Origin of the sequence: Komagataeibacter rhaeticus, assembly GCF_011611525.1 — a bacterium.
Lineage (GTDB): Bacteria > Pseudomonadota > Alphaproteobacteria > Acetobacterales > Acetobacteraceae > Komagataeibacter > Komagataeibacter rhaeticus.
In genome coordinates, this window is record NZ_CP050139.1 from 704,373 (window position 1) to 719,889 (window position 15,517).

Sequence of the window (15,517 nt, forward strand, 5' to 3'; positions counted from 1 at the left end):
CAATGAGTCATGATTTTGATCTGTTCGTAATTGGCGCGGGCTCCGGTGGCGTACGCTGCGCGCGCATCGCGGCCAGCCATGGCGCGCGCGTGGCGGTGGCGGAAAGCCGGCACTGGGGCGGCACCTGCGTCAACCTTGGCTGCGTGCCCAAGAAGCTTATGGTGCAGGCCAGTGACTATGGTGACTGGGTGGAGGACAGCCACGGCTTTGGCTGGAACACAAAGCGCGGCCAGCATGACTGGGCCGCCCTGATCGCCGCCAAGGACCGGGAGATCGAACGCCTTAACGGCATCTATGTCTCCATGCTGGAAAAGGCGGGCGTGGCGCTGTTTACCGGCCATGCCACGCTGGAGGATGCGCATACCGTCCGCATCGATCCTTCGCCGCTGGCCCCGCAGGCGCAGCCCCGCCGTGTTACGGCTGCGCGTATTGTCATTGCCGTGGGCTCCACCCCCACCCTGCCGAAAATACCGGGTGCGGAACATGCCATTTCCTCCGACGAGGCTTTCCATCTCAAGGACCGCCCCGAACGGGTCTGCATGGTCGGGGGCGGCTATATCGGGGTGGAGTTCGCCGGGATATTCCGTGGCTTCGGCTCGGAGGTGGATCTGGTCTACCGCCAGCCCCAGCCCCTGCGCGGGTTCGATACCGACCTGCGCCACGCGGTGCATGATGCCATTGACCTGCGCGGTATCCGCCAGCATGCCGGGGCTTCCCCCACGGAAATCGGGAAACAGGCGGATGGCAGCCTTGTCGTAAGCCTTGATAACGGCACGCGGATCGAAACCGACTGCGTGTTCTTCGCCACCGGCCGCCATCCCAAGGTCACCCATCTGGGCCTGACGCAGGCAGGGGTGGCGATGCAGGAGAACGGGCGGGTCATCGTGGATGAAAACAGCGAGACATCCGTCCCCGGCATCTATGCCATTGGCGACGTGACCAACCGGCTGAACCTGACCCCCGTCGCCATTGCCGAAGGGCACAACCTGGCCGACCGCCTGTTTGGCAAGGGGCCCCCGCGCCAGTGGTGCTATGCCACCACGCCCAAGGCCGTGTTCTTCACCCCCACCGTTGCCAGCGTTGGCCTGACGGAGGCCGAAGCCGCGAAAGAAGGCGATGTGGATGTCTATGTCAGCCGCTTCCGCCCCATGCGCAACACGCTTAGTGGCCGCGCACAGCGCACGTTCATGAAGCTGGTGGTCGATCAGGCCAGCCAGGTTGTGGTGGGCGCGCACATGCTGGGCGATGACGCGCCCGAAATCATGCAGGGGCTGGCCATTGCGGTCACCGCGCGGCTGACCAAGGCGGACTGGGACCGCACCATCGGCATCCATCCCACCGCGGCGGAAGAATTCGTGACCATGCGCACCCGCACGCGCGTCACGCCCCACAAGGTGGACTGAAACAGAATAGAAGTTTTTGGGTGCCGCCTTTTTTCAAAAAGGCGGCGTTCTCTGAAGTTTTTCGGAAAACAGCTTTACCAAAAACGCCTTCCCGGTCCTTAAATAAAAAAACCGTTGCCGGAGTGGACCTGGCAACGGTTTTTTTCATGTATCGGGCAGGGACCCCTAGCGCGGCGCGACCCAGCCATTGCCGGTGGAATCACCAAGCTGGCCGTCGCCATTGATCCCGCTGCTCTGGTAGGCGGAACCGAATTTCGACAGGTCGGTGCCGGTTACGGAATCACGGTGCACATGCTCCAGATGATCGGGGTCCGGCCCATGGTTCAGTTCCATGGAGGGCGCTTCCTCATAGCCGGGCGGCAGGTGGCTGCGCTGGCCGTGGACGGTCATCCTGTCCTCGTTCTGGCTGCTGCTGTCATCCGTGTCCTGTGGCGCGGCCATGGCCGTCACGCTGAACAGGCACAGCCCTGCGGACAGGGCGGTTAAGAGTTTCCCACGCGTCGTGGCCATGATCCGTCATCCTTTTACCGGGGTGGGCAGCATGCCAACCCTGCGCCACAAGGAAAAGGCGTGGTCTGGCAGGCCAACCATGTCGGTTTTACATATGGGTGAAGCCCGTTTGCAATGCGACCGTTAACTGCATGGTCCAGGCAACTTTGTGGCCCGGATGCAACATATGTTTCCCGTGCGGTGCGCCATCATGCGCGCCGGCGGCAGAACAGGCTTTGCCATGGCGGGGTTTTTTCGACATAAAGACTGCCCTTCCGCCACGGGCGGCGGGAACAGTCTTGTATCAAGAGGAATTAGGATCCGACCCATGAGTGCGACGCACAGCCATAACAGTTCTTCCCGGCAGGCCTGGACGCCGGAGAGCTGGCGGTCGTTTCCGGCGCGGCAGATGCCGCGATACCCCGACGAGGCAGCGCTGGAGGGCGTGGAGGCGCGCCTGCGCCGCTACCCGCCCCTGGTCTTTGCCGGTGAGGCCCGCCGCCTGCGCGCCCATCTGGCCAAGGCGGCCAGCGGGCAGGCCTTCGTGCTGCAGGGCGGCGCGTGCGCCGAAAGCTTCAATGAGTTCACGGCCGATATCGTGCGCGACACCTTTCGGGTGCTGCTGCAGATGGCGGTGGTGCTGACCTTTGGCGCCAAGGTGCCGGTCATCAAGATCGGGCGCATGGCGGGGCAGTACGCCAAGCCGCGCTCGTCCGATGACGAGACGAAGGACGGCGTGACGCTGCCTTCCTACCGGGGGGACATCATCAACGGGTCCGATTTTACCGAATCCGCCCGTGTGCCCGACCCGAAGCGGATGGAGACGGGGTATTTCCAGTCCGTCGGCACCATGAACCTGCTGCGCGCGTTTGCCAGCGGCGGCTATGCCAACCTGCACGAGGTGCATCGCTGGAACCTGGGCTTTGTCGAGCGCTCGCCGCTGGCCCAGCGCTATGGCCAGCTTGCCGAACGCATCGGTGAGACGCTGGACTTCATGGCGGCGTGCGGCCTGACGGCGGCCACCACCCCCCAGATTGACGAGACCGAGTTCTACACCTCGCACGAGGCCCTGCTGCTGCCCTACGAGCAGGCGCTGACCCGCATCGATTCGACATCGGGCGAGTGGTATGACTGCTCGGCCCATTTCGTGTGGATCGGGGACCGTACCCGCCAGCCCGAAGGCGCGCATGTCGAGTTCCTGCGCGGGGTGCGCAACCCCATCGGGATCAAGGTCGGTCCCACCACCACCATCGAGGACCTGGAGCAGCTGCTCGATATCCTCAACCCGTCCGATGAAGCCGGGCGCATCTCGCTCATCTCGCGCATGGGCGCGGGCAAGGTGCGTGACCACCTGCCGCCGCTGCTCGGGAAAGTGATGGCCACAGGCCGCACCGTCACATGGTTGTGTGATCCCATGCACGGCAACACCAGCTCGACCTCGACGGGGGTCAAGACGCGGTCGTTTGATGCCATCCTGTCGGAGATTCACGGGTTTTTCGACGTGTTCGAGGCCGCGGGCGCCCATCCCGGCGGCGTGCATTTCGAGATGACGGGCCAGAACGTGACCGAGTGTATCGGCGGTGCCCACCGCTTGACGGAAGCCGATCTTGGTGAGCGCTATGAGACCTTCTGCGACCCGCGCCTGAATGCGGAACAGTCGCTTGAGATGGCGTTCCGCCTGTCGGAAGAACTCAAGACACGCATGCATCGCATGGCGGGCGGAGCGCGCTAGTCCCGTCAGGGACACGATCGGAGGGGCCATGACCCACGGTGAGAAGACGGTACGTGACAAGAATGCGGGCGCGGTGGAACGCGATGTGATCGCTGCCCGCACGGATGCGTATTTCAACCGCACGCGGGCCATTGTCGAACATTTCGGGGACAGGAAGGTGACCTACGCCATCTTCCTGCGCCGTCCCGTCATATCCGCTCCGCGCCTTATGGTGGACTGGCTGCATGCCGTGGCCGCCGAGCGCGGAATCGATATCGAATGCAGCCTCATGTTCCCCGAGGGGACATGGGTGGGGGCGGGTGAGCCGCTGGTTTACGTGACCGGCTCCTTCGCCCAGCTTGCCCCGCTGGAAACCCTGGTGCTCCAGCGCCTTGGCCCGGCCTGTGTGGCCGCGCATAATGCCTACCAGATGGCGCTGGCGCTGCCGCAGGTACGCTTCATGGCCATGGAGGCCCGGCACTGCGCGGGGTTTGGCATGCAGGAACAGATGGCCTATGCCGCCTCCATCGGCAGTCAGGCCGCGCAGAAGGAAGGCGCGCTGGGCTTTATCGGCGGCGCCAATGATGCAACGGCGCATTATTTCGGCACATCAAGGGGGCTGGGCACCATGCCGCATGCGCTGGTGGGCTATGCCGGCTCCACCCTGCGCGCGGCCGAGATGTTCCACGAGGTCTATCCCGAAATGGACCTGGTGGTACTGGTGGACTATTTCGGGCGTGAGGTGACGGACGCGCTGGAAGTCTGCCGTCACTTTCCCGATCTGGCGGCGACCGGGCGGCTGGCCGTGCGGCTGGACACGCATGGCGGCCGCTTTCTGGAGGGGCTGGATCCGCAATCGTCCTATGATGTGCTGGAGCGGCACACGCCGGGCAGCATCCGCCGCTACCGTTCGGACAAGGAACTGCGCTACCTGGTGGGCACGGGGGTTTCGGCCGCCGCCATCTGGCGCATGCGTGAGGCGCTGGACGAGGCCGGATTCGCGCATGTGCGCATCATCGCCTCATCCGGGTTCAGTGTTGAAAAATGCCTGAGCATGGCCGACGCCCATGCGCCGGTTGATGTGATCGGCACCGGCTCCTTCATTCCCGATCGCTGGTCCGAGACCTATGCCACGGCGGATATCGTGGCCTATGACGATGTGCCCCGCGTCAAGGCCGGGCGCGAGTTCCTGCTGCGCCATAACCACGCGCGCTAGGCCATGCGCCGCCCCTTGGCATGTGGCTGGGACGTGGCCAGAAAAGCCGCTTCGGGAAGGCCGCCTTTATTTTAGGGAAGATGGCCTTGCCCTGAACGTCATGCCCTTTATCAACAGGTTGCTTTTTAAACAGTCTTTAACGAAAGGCCTGATCTTGTCAGAAACCATTTTTGCCCCTGAAGGGGGCTGGCGCGTGCGGATACTGGACCTGTCGGGCGGGGCGGAAGACAGTATTGTCGAGGAAGTCGGCGGTTTTCCCGACCTGATCCAGGCCAACGCCTTTGCGCGTGCCTATGTGCGCGACAGTATCGAGCGGTGCCGCATGGCGGGTCTTTCCCCCGCCGAGGTGCTCAAGGCATGGTTTGCCTTTGGCGAGGATGCGGAGGTGCTGGAGGCAGGCGATCAGGGCTGGCGTTCCGCCAATGAACTGGATGATTTCGCGGCCCATGCGGCAACCCTGATGGAACGCGACTGGCGTGCCTTTGACCCCCGCCGCGGCGGCGATGAGGATGACGAGGCGTAAGAGCGCCCCTTAAATTCATAAAGGTTTTTGGATGCCGCCTTTTTTAAAAGGCGGCGTTGGCGGGCCGCCTGAAAATACTTTGCCCATACGGGTTATGCACCGATACCGGCGTGTATCGGGCCGGCCTGCCAGGCGCGTGCATTCCGTGCCAGATTGCGCATGTGTTCTCTGGCATTCGGGGCGTAATCGCCGCATATAGGGGGCATGAAACTCCGTTTTGCGCCCAGCCCGACCGGGCTGATCCATGTCGGCAATGCGCGTCAGGCCATTGCCAATGCCCTGTTTGCCCGCCGTCATGGCGCCCGGTTCCTGCTGCGGATCGATGATACCGACCGCAGCCGCTCGAAAGAGGAATACGTGCAGGCCCTGCAGGACGACCTGCGCTGGCTTGGCATTGGCTGGGACGAATTCGTGCGCCAGTCGGACCGGCTGGACCGCTATGCGCTGGCCATTGAAAAGCTGAAGGCCAGCGGGCGGCTCTATCCGTGCTTTGAAAGCGAGCAGGAACTGGCCTCCAAGCGCGAGGCCCGCATCCGCATGCGCAAGCCCCCCGTCTATGACCGGGCCATGCTGCGCATGACGCCGCAGCAGCGCGCGCAGGCCGAAGCCAATGGCAAGGTGCCCTACTGGCGCTTTAAACTGTCCGACTACCGCACGGTGGAATGGAACGACCTGGTCATGGGGCCATCGCGCGTCAAGCTGCCCGCCATTTCCGACCCGGTTCTGGTCCGTGCCGATGGCACGGTGCTGTACACGCTGGCCTCGGTCGTGGATGACATGGAACTGGGTATTACCCACGTCATCCGTGGCGAGGACCATGTGACCAATACAGGTGTGCAGATCGACATTGCCGAGGCGCTGGGGGCAAAACGCAACCGCTTCACCTTCGCCCACCTGCCGCTGCTGCTTGATCAGGGGGGCGGCAAGCTGTCCAAGCGCTTCGACGGGCTGTCGATTCGGGCCTTGCGGCAGGATGGGGTCGAGCCTTCGGCCATCGTCTCCTACCTTGCCCGCCTGGGCAGCGCGGATGACCCGGAACCGCTATCGTTCGATGAACTGGCCCAAACCTATGACCTTGGCCGTGTTTCACGTTCCGCCGCGCGCTTTGACATGCGCCAGCTGCTGGGGCTGAACCGGCGCGTCATGCATGCCATGCCGTTTGAGGAAATCCGCGCACGCCTGCCCGAAGGGGCGACGGAAGCCTTCTGGCTGGCCGTGCGTGGCAATGTGGACATGGCGGGTGAACTGCGCCACTGGTGGGATGTGGTGGCGGGCGATATCGTACCCCCGGTGATTGATGAGGCGGATCGTCCCTTCCTGCTTCAGGCCCTGGGGGCGCTGCCTGCGGCGCCGTGGGATGACACGACATGGAAGACATGGACCACGGCCGTGAAAGAGGCCACGGGCCGCACGGGCCGCGCCCTGTTCCACCCGCTGCGCCTGGCGCTGACGGGGGAGGAGAGCGGGCCGGAAATGCGTGACCTGCTGCCGCTCATGGGCCGGGCACGCGTGGCCGACCGGCTACAGATTGCCGCCCGCTGATACGCAAAAAGGCCCGGTTTCACACCGGGCCTTTTCCAAAGGAGAAGAAGTTTTTGGCGAAGCTTTTTTCAAAAAGCTTCGAAGGACACCATCTTTTTGAAAAAAGGCGGCCCCCAAGGACTTTTACTGTTTTTCAGATACTTCTCTTGCCGCCTGTCGCGCCTTGCGCCCACGGGACAGTTCGGTCACCACGCCATGCAGCGTGCGCAGTTCCTGTTCCGTCACTTCACCGCGCAGGAAGAAGTGGCGCAGGTTGCGCACCATGCCCGCGCGTTTCTGTTCATTGCGCAGGAAGCCGCAGTCATCCAGGTCGGTAATCAGGTGGTGCATGAAGTTTTCCAGCTCACCCCGGGTGGCCACATGCGTCTCGTTGGTCATGAGTGCGCGGGGCGGGGTCTCATCCTCCGTCATCCACCACTCATAGGCCATGATCATTACCGCCTGCGCCAGGTTGAGCGACATGAAGGCGGGATTGAGCGGGTAGCGGATCAGTGCATCGGCGCGTGCCATGTCCTCGTTATCCAGCCCCGCGCGTTCGGGGCCGAACATCAGCCCCACCTTCAGCCCGCGCCCCGTCATCTCACGCAGTTCCGCCGCCCCGCCGCGCGCGGTCAGCACCGGCTTTACGATATGGCGCGGGCGGGGGCAGGTGGCGAAGACGTGGTGCAGGTCGGCCACCGCGTCATCCACGGTGTCAAACACCTGTGCCGATTCAAGGATGCGGTCTGCGCCCGAGGCACTGCGCCATGCGCGCTCCTGCGGCCAGCCATCGCGGGGTGCGACAATGCGCATGTGGAACAGTCCGCCATTGGCCATGGCGCGGGCCGTGGTGCCGATGTTCTCGGCCATCTGGGGCCGGACAAGGATTACGACCGGGCTGTTGCCAATGGGGCCGATATCCGCCCCGCCATCGCGCCCGGTCATGCCTGCCTCCATGTCGTGCCCTGCGGGCCGTCTTCCAGTACAATGCCCTGTGCCGCGAGGGTGTTGCGGATTTCATCCGCGCGGGCGAAGTCACGCGCCTTGCGCGCGGCAAGGCGTTCTTCAATCAGGCGTTCGATATGGGCCGGGTCCACTTTCGCGCCACCACGGAACCATGCTTCGGGTGTGTCATTGAGCAGGCCGATCAGGTTGCCCGCAGCCTTCAGTTGCGCCGCCGCAACACGGTCACCCGTCAGGGCGGCATCAGCCAGCGCATGCATTTCCGCCAGCGCGCGCGGGGTGTTCAGGTCATCGCACAGCACCTGCACCACGCTGTCTGGCGCGGGTACGGGTGGCTGGTCCGGGTCCAGCTTTTCCAGCGCGCGGTAGAAGCGGTCCAGCATCTGGCGGGCTTCATCCAGTCCTTCGCGCGTGAAGTTGAGCACCGAGCGGTACTGGGCGCGCAGCAGCAGAAGGCGCAGCGCCTCGGCAGGGGTATCACGCAGCACGTCGCGCACGGTCAGGAAGTTGCCGAGGGATTTCGACATCTTCTCCCCATTCACCAGCAGCATCGCATTATGCACCCAGTGGTTGGCGAAATGCCCGTGCGGGTGGCAGCACATGCTCTGCGCGCGTTCGTTCTCATGGTGGGGGAACAGCAGGTCCGACCCGCCGCCATGAATGTCAAAGCTCTCGCCCAGATAGCGGTGCGACATGGCCGAGCATTCGATATGCCAGCCCGGACGCCCCCGGCCCCAAGGGCTGTCCCAGCCCGGCGTCTGGTCATCGGAGGGTTTCCACAGCACGAAATCGCCGGGGTCGCGCTTGTAGGGGGCGACTTCCACCCGCGCGCCCGCGATCAGGTCATCGGGCGTGCGGCCCGACAGCGCGCCATAGGACGGGTAGGTGCCCACCGCGAACAGCACATGGCCCTCGGCCTCATAGGCATGGCCGCTTTCGATCAGGCGGGCGATCATGTCCTGCATCTCGCCAATATGGTGGGTCGCGCGCGGCTCCACATCCGGCGGCAGGATGGAGACGGCGGCCAGGTCCGCATGGAAATCGGCAATGGTGCGCGCGGTCAGGTCGGCAATGGATTCGCCGTTGGCATGCGCGCGGGCGTTGATCTTGTCATCCACGTCGGTGATGTTGCGCACGTAGGTCACGCGCGGGTACAGGTGGCGCAGCAGGCGCACCAGCACATCGGCCGTAAGCATGGCGCGCAGGTTGCCGATATGCGCCAGGTCATAGACCGTGGGGCCGCAGTAATAGACCCGCACGTTATCGGGTGCCAGCGGGACGAAGGGAACGGTGCTGCGGGTCCTGCTGTCATGTAGATGCAGGCGGGGCAGGTGCGGACGGGGCTGTGTGTCGGACATGATGCGCCTAGATGCGACAGACAGGCGGGGGGACGCAATAGTTCATCTGCGCCGGCCCCGCCGGGGTGGCCGGTCAGCCGATTTCCTGACCGATCTGCTTGATGTCATGGAACGTCAATTCCGGGTTCCCTTCCGCCGTGCGCTTCATCATGAACGCCGAGGAGGCAAGGAAGACCGGGTCGCCATCAATATCATCCGCCATGGCGGTGCGGTTGGCCATGCAGAAGGTTTCCAGCCGGTCCCTTGGCCCCGTTACCCAGCGGGCCAGGTTATAGGGGGTCGATTCGAAGCCGATCGCAACCCCGTATTCCCCCTTCAGCCGCGACTGCAGCACGTCAAGCTGCAGCGTGCCGACCACGCCCACGATGGGGGGCGCGCCATCCTGCGGGCGGAACAGCTGCACCACGCCTTCTTCCGCCAGTTCGGTCAGTGCCTGGCGCAGCTTCTTGGCCTTCATCGCGTCATCCAGCCGCACGCGGCGCAGGATTTCGGGCGCGAAATAGGGCACGCCGGTAAAGCGCAGGTCCTCGCCTTCGGTCAGTGTGTCACCAATGCGCAGCGTGCCGTGGTTGGGAATGCCCACCACGTCGCCCGCAAAGGCTTCCTCGGCCAACTGGCGGTCACGGGCGAAGAAGAACTGCGGGGTGTGCAGCGCGAACTGCTTGCCGATGCGCACATGCTTGAGCCGCATGCCGCGCTGCAGCTTGCCCGAGCAGATGCGGGCAAAGGCCATGCGGTCACGGTGGTTGGGGTCCATGTTGGCCTGGATCTTGAACACCAGCGCGGTCAGGGCGGGTTCATCGGCACGCACGTTGCGGGTCTCGGTCGCCTGGTCACGCGGCGGCGGGCCGAAGCTGGCCAGCGCGTCCAGCAGGTCGGTCACGCCGATCTCCTTCATCGCACTGCCGAAGAACACCGGGGTCAGGTGGCCTGCGTTGAAGCTTTCCAGGTCGAATTCCGGCAGTGCCGCCTCAACCAGTTCCAGTTCCTCGCCCAGTTGCACCATGCGCGGGTCGGACTGGTCCAGCGGTTCGCTCACATGCAGTTCACGGCTGCGGATATCATAGGTGCCGACGAATTTGGCGGCGCGGCCCACCGGCCACGTCGCGGGCGAGACATCCAGTGCCAGCGAGGACGAGATTTCATCCAGCAGGGCAAACGGGTCCTGTGCCTCACGGTCCATCTTGTTGATGAAGGTGACGATGGGAATGTCGCGCAGGCGGCAGATCTCGAACAGCTTGCGGGTCCGGGCCTCGATGCCCTTGGCGGCGTCGATCACCATCACGGCGGCATCGACCGCCGTCAGCGTGCGGTAGGTATCTTCCGAAAAGTCTTCATGGCCCGGCGTGTCGAGCAGGTTGAAGATGCAGCCGCCATATTCGAACGTCATGACCGAGGTCACGACGGAAATGCCGCGGTCGCGCTCGATGCCCATCCAGTCCGAGCGCGTGCGCCGCCGCTCGCCCTTGGCCCGCACGTTGCCCGCCATCTGGATGGCGCCACCGGCCCGCAGGATGCGTTCGGTCAGTGTCGTCTTGCCGGCATCCGGGTGGGAGATGATGGCAAAGGTGCGCCGCCGGGTAATCTCGGCGGTCAGGGCGGTATCGGCTGTGGTGGCGGTCACGGTCTTGTCCATTCCTGCGGCTGGCCCGGCGGAAGGGAGGGGGAAGCGGGCAGGGGCCAGAAACGCGGACGCCGGACGCAGGGACAAAAGCCCCCACGCCCGGCGTCACGCCTGCCCGGTTCCGGGTATAGATCAGCGAGAGTAGAATTCGATGACCAGGTTCGGTTCCATCTGCACGGGATAGGGCACATCCGACAGCTTGGGGCTGCGCAGGAAGGAGCCCTTCATCTGGCGGTGATCCACTTCCAGGTATTCCGGCACGTCGCGTTCGCCGCTCTGGGCCGCATCCAGCACGATGGCCAGCTGCTTGGACTTCTCGCGCACTTCGATCACGTCGCCATCACGCACCAGGTAGGAGGGGATGTTGACCTTGCGGCCGTTGACCGTGATGTGGCCGTGGCTGATGAACTGACGCGCCGCGAACGGGGTGATCGCGAACTTCAGGCGGTAGACAACCGCGTCCAGCCGGCGCTCCAGCAGGTCGATCAGGTTCTCGGAGGTGTCACCCTTGCGGCGGACGGCCTCGTCATAATACTTGCGGAACTGCTTTTCGCCGATGTTGCCGTAGTAGCCCTTCAGCTTCTGCTTGGCCATCAGCTGCACGGAGAAGTCGGACGGCTTCTGCTTGCGGCGCTGGCCGTGCTGGCCGGGGCCGTACTCGCGCTTGTTGACCGGGGACTTCGCACGGCCCCACAGGTTCACGCCAAGGCGGCGGTTGATCTTGTACTTGCTCTCAAGGCGCTTGCTCATCTGCGCGCTCTCTCTTCATTCATCTGCATGGATATGGCGGACCATATGCCATGGTGTTGCACCGGTAGGTCCTGTCCCTCATGGACAGGGCGGGCGCGCTCCGTATTACTGGCACCGGGGAGCAATCACCCATGGGCACCAGCCGGATCGTCCACGTTCCCGGCAGTCGGGCGCGTATAGAAGTACTGCTGTGTCCTGTCAATTGCCATGGGGGCAGGACGGTGGGGCAAAAGACTGTATCGCGCCGGCGGTCCGCCCTGTTATGAAGCGGGAACCGCAAGGGTGACCGATCACGGCAACAGGGGGAAGGCACGCATGGACACGGCATTGACACAGCGCTGGGGGCTGTTTGTGGGGCTGGGGGTGATTTCCTTTGCCCTTGGCATTGTCGCGTGGGTGGATGCGCTGGTCGTGTCGCTGGCCAGCACCATCGTGCTGGGCGTGCTGCTGTTCGTGGTGGGCGCGGTGCAGCTTGTGCATGCCTTCGTGGTGCGGGACTGGAGCGGGCGGCTCATGTCCATCCTTGGTGGCGCGCTTTACATACTGGCGGGCACCATGATGATGGAGGAACCGGCCGCGGGCACCATGGCCATTACCCTGTTCATTTCCGCCTGCCTTGTGGTGTCGGGCATCGGGCGCATCATCATGGCCTTCCAGCAGCGCGGCCTGCAGGGCTGGTGGCTGATCCTGATGGGCGGGCTGATCAGCCTGCTGGTGGGGGTGTGCCTGTATGCCACCCTGCCATGGTCCGGGCTGTGGCTGATCGGCACGTTCGTGGCGGTTGAACTGATTGCCGCCGGCCTTGGCTGGATCCAGTTCGGCCTGGCCCTGCGGCAGGCGGCCTACATCCCGCCAGCGAACTGAGTGGCAAGGTTGCGGTTGATCGGGTTGTCAGCCGCAACGCCCAGCAGGTTGCGCAGGTCGGTGGCGTTCATCTGCGCCTCGAACCCCGGGTGGCCGGGCTGGAACAGCGTCGCGGCCGAAAGCGGCCCCACCATGACCGGGTCGAAGCCTGCATCATGGATCAGCCAGCCTGCCGTGTACAGCGCCTGCGTCACGTCACCCGCCATGGGCAGCGCCATGCGCGGCGGTGTGCGCCAGGTCTGGGCGGCCAGGGTTGTCATGTCTTCCGAATTGAAGGCCCGCACCACCGAGGCGGAGGGGAACACGGCCTGGGTCACAATCCCCGCCCCCTTTTTCAGGGCAAGGTGGCCGATCTTGCCATCGCGCCAGCCATAGGGGTTGGTGGCATCGATCAGCGGCTTGCTGCCAATGGTGGTGCCGATGGCATGGCCCAGCTGCGGCAGCGCGCCATAGGGCACGGCCAGCACCACGGCATCTCCGAATCTGGCGGCCTCCTGCACCGTGCCGGTGCGGGCCAGGGGATACAGTTCGGATGCAAGCCGGTTCGCGGCTTCCTTCTTCACGTCGGCAAACATGATCTGGTGGCCGGCGCGGTTCCATAAATGGCCCAGTGTACTGCCGACATGGCCCGCCCCGATCATGCCGATGCGCAGCGGCCGGCCCGCGCGCGCCGCAACCGGCAGGGATGCGGGCAGCAGGGTGGCAAGCAGGGCGGTCAGGCCCTGCCGGCGGGTCAGTTTCAGGGCTGGCATGCATCTCTCCTGTTCTGGCGGCATGTGCTAGTATGGCACGTCCGGGTCTGGTCCGCAGTTTGGTTCTTTGCCGACCTGTCGGTATATGGCACAGACTTGGCTGAAGCAGGAGTACAGCGTCAATGACCGATACCCCCGATCAGGACAGCACTGTCGTGGCGGAGTCCGCCGTTCCCGCTGGTGTGGACCATCCCATCGAGGCCCTGCATGCGGCCGTGCAGGAAGATGAGGCCGCCCATGCGGCAATGAACATGCCCGATCCCGGTCCGGTGCCGGATGGCCAGGACCATGTGGTCACGACCGACCATGATGCCGTGGCCACCACCCAGGCCGCTGCCACGGCCGCCGCCAGCATGGACCCGGCCTTCATGCCCTATAAGGAACTGTTCCAGCTTATGGGGGCGGTGGTGTTCGTGATGATCGTGCTGATGGTGGGCGTCAGCGCCATGCATGATTCCGGCATCTGGCCCGAATAGGCCCCGGCTTCAGGGCAGGGACAGATTGACGGATACCGGGCAGTGATCGGACAGGCGGGAGGCCTCCGTCCCGCTGTCCTCGTGGTAGAGCATCACGCGCAGGCTGTCCGGCCGCACCCGGGCGTAAGCCGGACCCCCCACAAGGATATGGTCGATGAAATAGCTGCCCTGCGCGCAGGGGCTTGCCCGGCCCGCGGTCACCAGTGCCAGCGGGCCGCTGGCGGCAAGGGTATGGAAGGCCGGGTCATCGGGGGCCAGCAGCCGGTTGAAATCACCCAGCACGGCAAAGGCCTCGCCTTCGTCCTGACGTTCAAGAATCCAGTCCGCGACAATGGCAATCTGGCGTAGCAGCGTCCGGCAGGCGGGTCTGCGGCTGTCCGGTGCCGAATCGCGGCACCCTGCCTTGAGATGTACAACAAGGACCCGCAGGCTGTCGGCCCCGGTGCCGATACTGACATCCAGACCCGCGCGCAGGTGGTGGGGGGCGTCAGGCGCATAGACATCCAGCGCCGTGACATCAGCATGCCGCGTGACCGCAAGCTCCGCGCGCACGGCCAGGGCCACCTTCTGCACGACCGTGTCATGGGTAATGAAAATGCGATAGGCCGGGGCAGGGAACAGCCGGGCGGCAAGCGCCGGGCTGTCCACCTCCTCCAGCGCTGCAATATCGGGGGCCAGGCGCCGGGCATAGGCTGCCAGATGTTCCAGTTCCACGACCGTGCGGGGCGTGACATCGGCGGGCAGGGCCGGATCACCCTGCGGGCGGGTGGTCAGCCATTCCAGATTCCATGTGGAAAGCCGGATATCTTCCCGTGCCCCGGCTGTTGCGGGCAGCAGGCCCGTGATGACGGGCAGGCACACCCATGCCGCCCGCCATGCATGGGCTGCCTTACGCCGTGGAGGCGCTGTCCGCCTGCTGGGCGCGCAGCTTGGCAATCGCCTCGTCCACATGGATGAACGTGCGCGATGTTTCATCCAGCACCACAACTTCCCCACTGGCAATATCATAGAACCATCCCTGCAATGTCAGGGTGCCGCGGGCAAGCCCCGCCGCCACGGCGGGGTGTGTGCGCAGATGCGCGATCTGGAGCTGTACGTTCTGTTCCGACAGGCTGCGCACGGTAGCGGGGCCTGCATCCGATGCCTCCAGCACGGCGCGGGCGGCTTCGGCATTGCGCAGCCAGCTTGCCACGGTGGGCATCTTGTTCAGGTTGCTGGCTTCAGGGTCAAGCAGGGCCTTCATGGCGCCGCAGTTGGAATGGCCACAGACAATGATGTGCGAGACCCTGAGCGCACTGACCGCGTATTCGATGGCCGATGACACACCGCCCAGCATTTCCCCATAGGCAGGAACGATATTGCCGATGTTGCGCAGTACGAACAGGTCGCCCGGCCGGGTCTGGGTAATCATGCTGGGATTGACCCGGCTGTCGGCACAGGCGATGAACAGCGTGTCGGGTGACTGGCTGTTGGCAAGACTGGCGAACAGTTCCCGGTTCTGCGGGAAGACTTCGGTGTTGAAACGTTCAACGCCGTGCAGCAGGTCGATAAGGGTATCCCGGGCAGTATTGGTAGTAGCCATTATAAAATCCTGTCACCTGAATGTCCGGACAAAGGGAAAGCCATGATCCGCAACGCCAGTGCGGTACAATTCGGTGGCCCGGACTACATCCCGCGTCCTTTGTATCATGGAAACACCTGTCTGTCCCAACGGTTTCTTCCTGAACTGAATTGGAAATACTATGTAACCACGATATAATTAATAAATCTTCACTTCGGGTCCTGAAGTATTCATCTGTCCTGGGGGCGTACAGCACAACGGCGCGCCTGGGCGCGCCGTTGCATGGGGCTGTATGGCTGCTGGCGG

The 15,517-nt window shown here is 64.2% G+C and carries 15 protein-coding genes; 7 read left to right on the top strand and 8 right to left on the bottom strand.

The genetic code is table 11. The features are described from left to right. Positions 1–2 precede the first annotated feature (2 nt). Positions 3–1,403, top strand: coding sequence for a glutathione-disulfide reductase (gene gorA, locus GWK63_RS03295; RefSeq protein WP_039999325.1), 1,401 nt, complete (start codon positions 3–5; stop codon positions 1,401–1,403). Positions 1,404–1,568: 165 nt separating this feature from the next. Here the strand turns inward: gorA and GWK63_RS03300 are convergent, their stop codons facing one another. Next, the gene (locus tag GWK63_RS03300) at positions 1,569–1,913 is read right to left on the bottom strand and encodes a hypothetical protein (RefSeq protein ID WP_007399107.1); all 345 of its coding nucleotides are present in this window, start codon (positions 1,911–1,913) and stop codon (positions 1,569–1,571) included. 307 nt (positions 1,914–2,220) lie between these two features. On the opposite strand from GWK63_RS03300, the gene GWK63_RS03305 reads away from it, so the two are divergent. From GWK63_RS03305 to gltX, 4 genes are all read left to right on the top strand, one after another. Continuing rightward, positions 2,221–3,624: a class II 3-deoxy-7-phosphoheptulonate synthase gene (locus tag GWK63_RS03305; RefSeq protein WP_034929123.1), complete on the top strand. Its 1,404-nt coding sequence runs from the start codon at positions 2,221–2,223 to the stop codon at positions 3,622–3,624. Between the two features lie 28 nt (positions 3,625–3,652). Continuing rightward, on the top strand, positions 3,653–4,819 hold the full coding sequence (locus GWK63_RS03310) for a beta/alpha barrel domain-containing protein (protein WP_034929126.1): 1,167 nt from the start codon (positions 3,653–3,655) through the stop codon (positions 4,817–4,819). Positions 4,820–4,973: 154 nt separating this feature from the next. Further along, positions 4,974–5,342 carry a hypothetical protein gene (locus GWK63_RS03315; protein ID WP_039999326.1) on the top strand — a complete coding sequence of 123 codons (369 nt, stop codon included), beginning with the start codon at positions 4,974–4,976 and terminating at the stop codon, positions 5,340–5,342. A 204-nt stretch (positions 5,343–5,546) separates the two neighbouring features. Continuing rightward, positions 5,547–6,884 (top strand): glutamate--tRNA ligase, encoded by a 1,338-nt coding sequence (gltX, locus tag GWK63_RS03320; RefSeq protein ID WP_007399113.1) that lies wholly within the window; start codon positions 5,547–5,549, stop codon positions 6,882–6,884. A gap of 123 nt (positions 6,885–7,007) precedes the next feature. Here gltX and GWK63_RS03325 read toward each other — a convergent pair whose 3' ends face one another. The 4 genes from GWK63_RS03325 to rpsD form a co-directional block, all read right to left on the bottom strand. Next, positions 7,008–7,808 carry an RNA methyltransferase gene (locus GWK63_RS03325; protein ID WP_007399114.1) on the bottom strand — a complete coding sequence of 267 codons (801 nt, stop codon included), beginning with the start codon at positions 7,806–7,808 and terminating at the stop codon, positions 7,008–7,010. After that, the gene (gene cysS / locus GWK63_RS03330; protein ID WP_007399115.1) at positions 7,805–9,184 is read right to left on the bottom strand and encodes a cysteine--tRNA ligase; all 1,380 of its coding nucleotides are present in this window, start codon (positions 9,182–9,184) and stop codon (positions 7,805–7,807) included. The genes GWK63_RS03325 and cysS overlap by 4 nt, the downstream gene beginning before the upstream one ends. A 73-nt stretch (positions 9,185–9,257) precedes the next feature. Then, complete coding sequence (locus GWK63_RS03335) at positions 9,258–10,820, bottom strand: peptide chain release factor 3 (RefSeq protein WP_007399116.1); 1,563 nt, start codon at positions 10,818–10,820, stop codon at positions 9,258–9,260. Between the two features lie 120 nt (positions 10,821–10,940). Beyond that, positions 10,941–11,558, bottom strand: coding sequence for a 30S ribosomal protein S4 (gene rpsD, locus GWK63_RS03340; RefSeq protein WP_007399117.1), 618 nt, complete (start codon positions 11,556–11,558; stop codon positions 10,941–10,943). Between the two features lie 315 nt (positions 11,559–11,873). On the opposite strand from rpsD, the gene GWK63_RS03345 reads away from it, so the two are divergent. Then, the gene (locus tag GWK63_RS03345) at positions 11,874–12,422 is read left to right on the top strand and encodes an HdeD family acid-resistance protein (protein WP_034929143.1); all 549 of its coding nucleotides are present in this window, start codon (positions 11,874–11,876) and stop codon (positions 12,420–12,422) included. Here the strand turns inward: GWK63_RS03345 and GWK63_RS03350 are convergent. Next, positions 12,401–13,174 carry an NADPH-dependent F420 reductase gene (locus tag GWK63_RS03350; RefSeq protein WP_007399120.1) on the bottom strand — a complete coding sequence of 258 codons (774 nt, stop codon included), beginning with the start codon at positions 13,172–13,174 and terminating at the stop codon, positions 12,401–12,403. The two genes, GWK63_RS03345 and GWK63_RS03350, sit on opposite strands and share 22 nt — an antisense overlap. 122 nt (positions 13,175–13,296) lie before the next feature. Between GWK63_RS03350 and GWK63_RS03355 the strand changes: the two genes are divergently transcribed. Beyond that, the gene (locus tag GWK63_RS03355) at positions 13,297–13,650 is read left to right on the top strand and encodes a hypothetical protein (RefSeq protein WP_007399121.1); all 354 of its coding nucleotides are present in this window, start codon (positions 13,297–13,299) and stop codon (positions 13,648–13,650) included. Between the two features lie 9 nt (positions 13,651–13,659). On the opposite strand, the gene GWK63_RS03360 is transcribed toward GWK63_RS03355, so the two are convergent. Beyond that, positions 13,660–14,511 carry an endonuclease/exonuclease/phosphatase family protein gene (locus GWK63_RS03360; protein ID WP_007399122.1) on the bottom strand — a complete coding sequence of 284 codons (852 nt, stop codon included), beginning with the start codon at positions 14,509–14,511 and terminating at the stop codon, positions 13,660–13,662. Between the two features lie 28 nt (positions 14,512–14,539). Next, complete coding sequence (locus GWK63_RS03365) at positions 14,540–15,232, bottom strand: carbonic anhydrase (RefSeq protein ID WP_007399123.1); 693 nt, start codon at positions 15,230–15,232, stop codon at positions 14,540–14,542. Positions 15,233–15,517: the final 285 nt, after the last annotated feature.

Bases quoted from the DNA above. Each gene is read 5' to 3' on its own strand.
- GWK63_RS03355 (WP_007399121.1), top strand. From the start codon at position 13,297: ATGACCGATACCCCCGATCAGGACAGCACTGTCGTGGCGGAGTCCGCC.
- GWK63_RS03310 (WP_034929126.1), top strand. From the start codon at position 3,653: ATGACCCACGGTGAGAAGACGGTACGTGACAAGAATGCGGGCGCGGTG.
- GWK63_RS03345 (WP_034929143.1), top strand. From the start codon at position 11,874: ATGGACACGGCATTGACACAGCGCTGGGGGCTGTTTGTGGGGCTGGGG.
- GWK63_RS03305 (WP_034929123.1), top strand. From the start codon at position 2,221: ATGAGTGCGACGCACAGCCATAACAGTTCTTCCCGGCAGGCCTGGACG.
- GWK63_RS03325 (WP_007399114.1), bottom strand. From the start codon at position 7,808: ATGACCGGGCGCGATGGCGGGGCGGATATCGGCCCCATTGGCAACAGC.
- GWK63_RS03300 (WP_007399107.1), bottom strand. From the start codon at position 1,913: ATGGCCACGACGCGTGGGAAACTCTTAACCGCCCTGTCCGCAGGGCTG.
- GWK63_RS03365 (WP_007399123.1), bottom strand. From the start codon at position 15,232: ATGGCTACTACCAATACTGCCCGGGATACCCTTATCGACCTGCTGCAC.
- GWK63_RS03335 (WP_007399116.1), bottom strand. From the start codon at position 10,820: ATGGACAAGACCGTGACCGCCACCACAGCCGATACCGCCCTGACCGCC.
- cysS (WP_007399115.1), bottom strand. From the start codon at position 9,184: ATGTCCGACACACAGCCCCGTCCGCACCTGCCCCGCCTGCATCTACAT.
- gorA (WP_039999325.1), top strand. From the start codon at position 3: ATGAGTCATGATTTTGATCTGTTCGTAATTGGCGCGGGCTCCGGTGGC.
- gltX (WP_007399113.1), top strand. From the start codon at position 5,547: ATGAAACTCCGTTTTGCGCCCAGCCCGACCGGGCTGATCCATGTCGGC.
- GWK63_RS03350 (WP_007399120.1), bottom strand. From the start codon at position 13,174: ATGCCAGCCCTGAAACTGACCCGCCGGCAGGGCCTGACCGCCCTGCTT.
- rpsD (WP_007399117.1), bottom strand. From the start codon at position 11,558: ATGAGCAAGCGCCTTGAGAGCAAGTACAAGATCAACCGCCGCCTTGGC.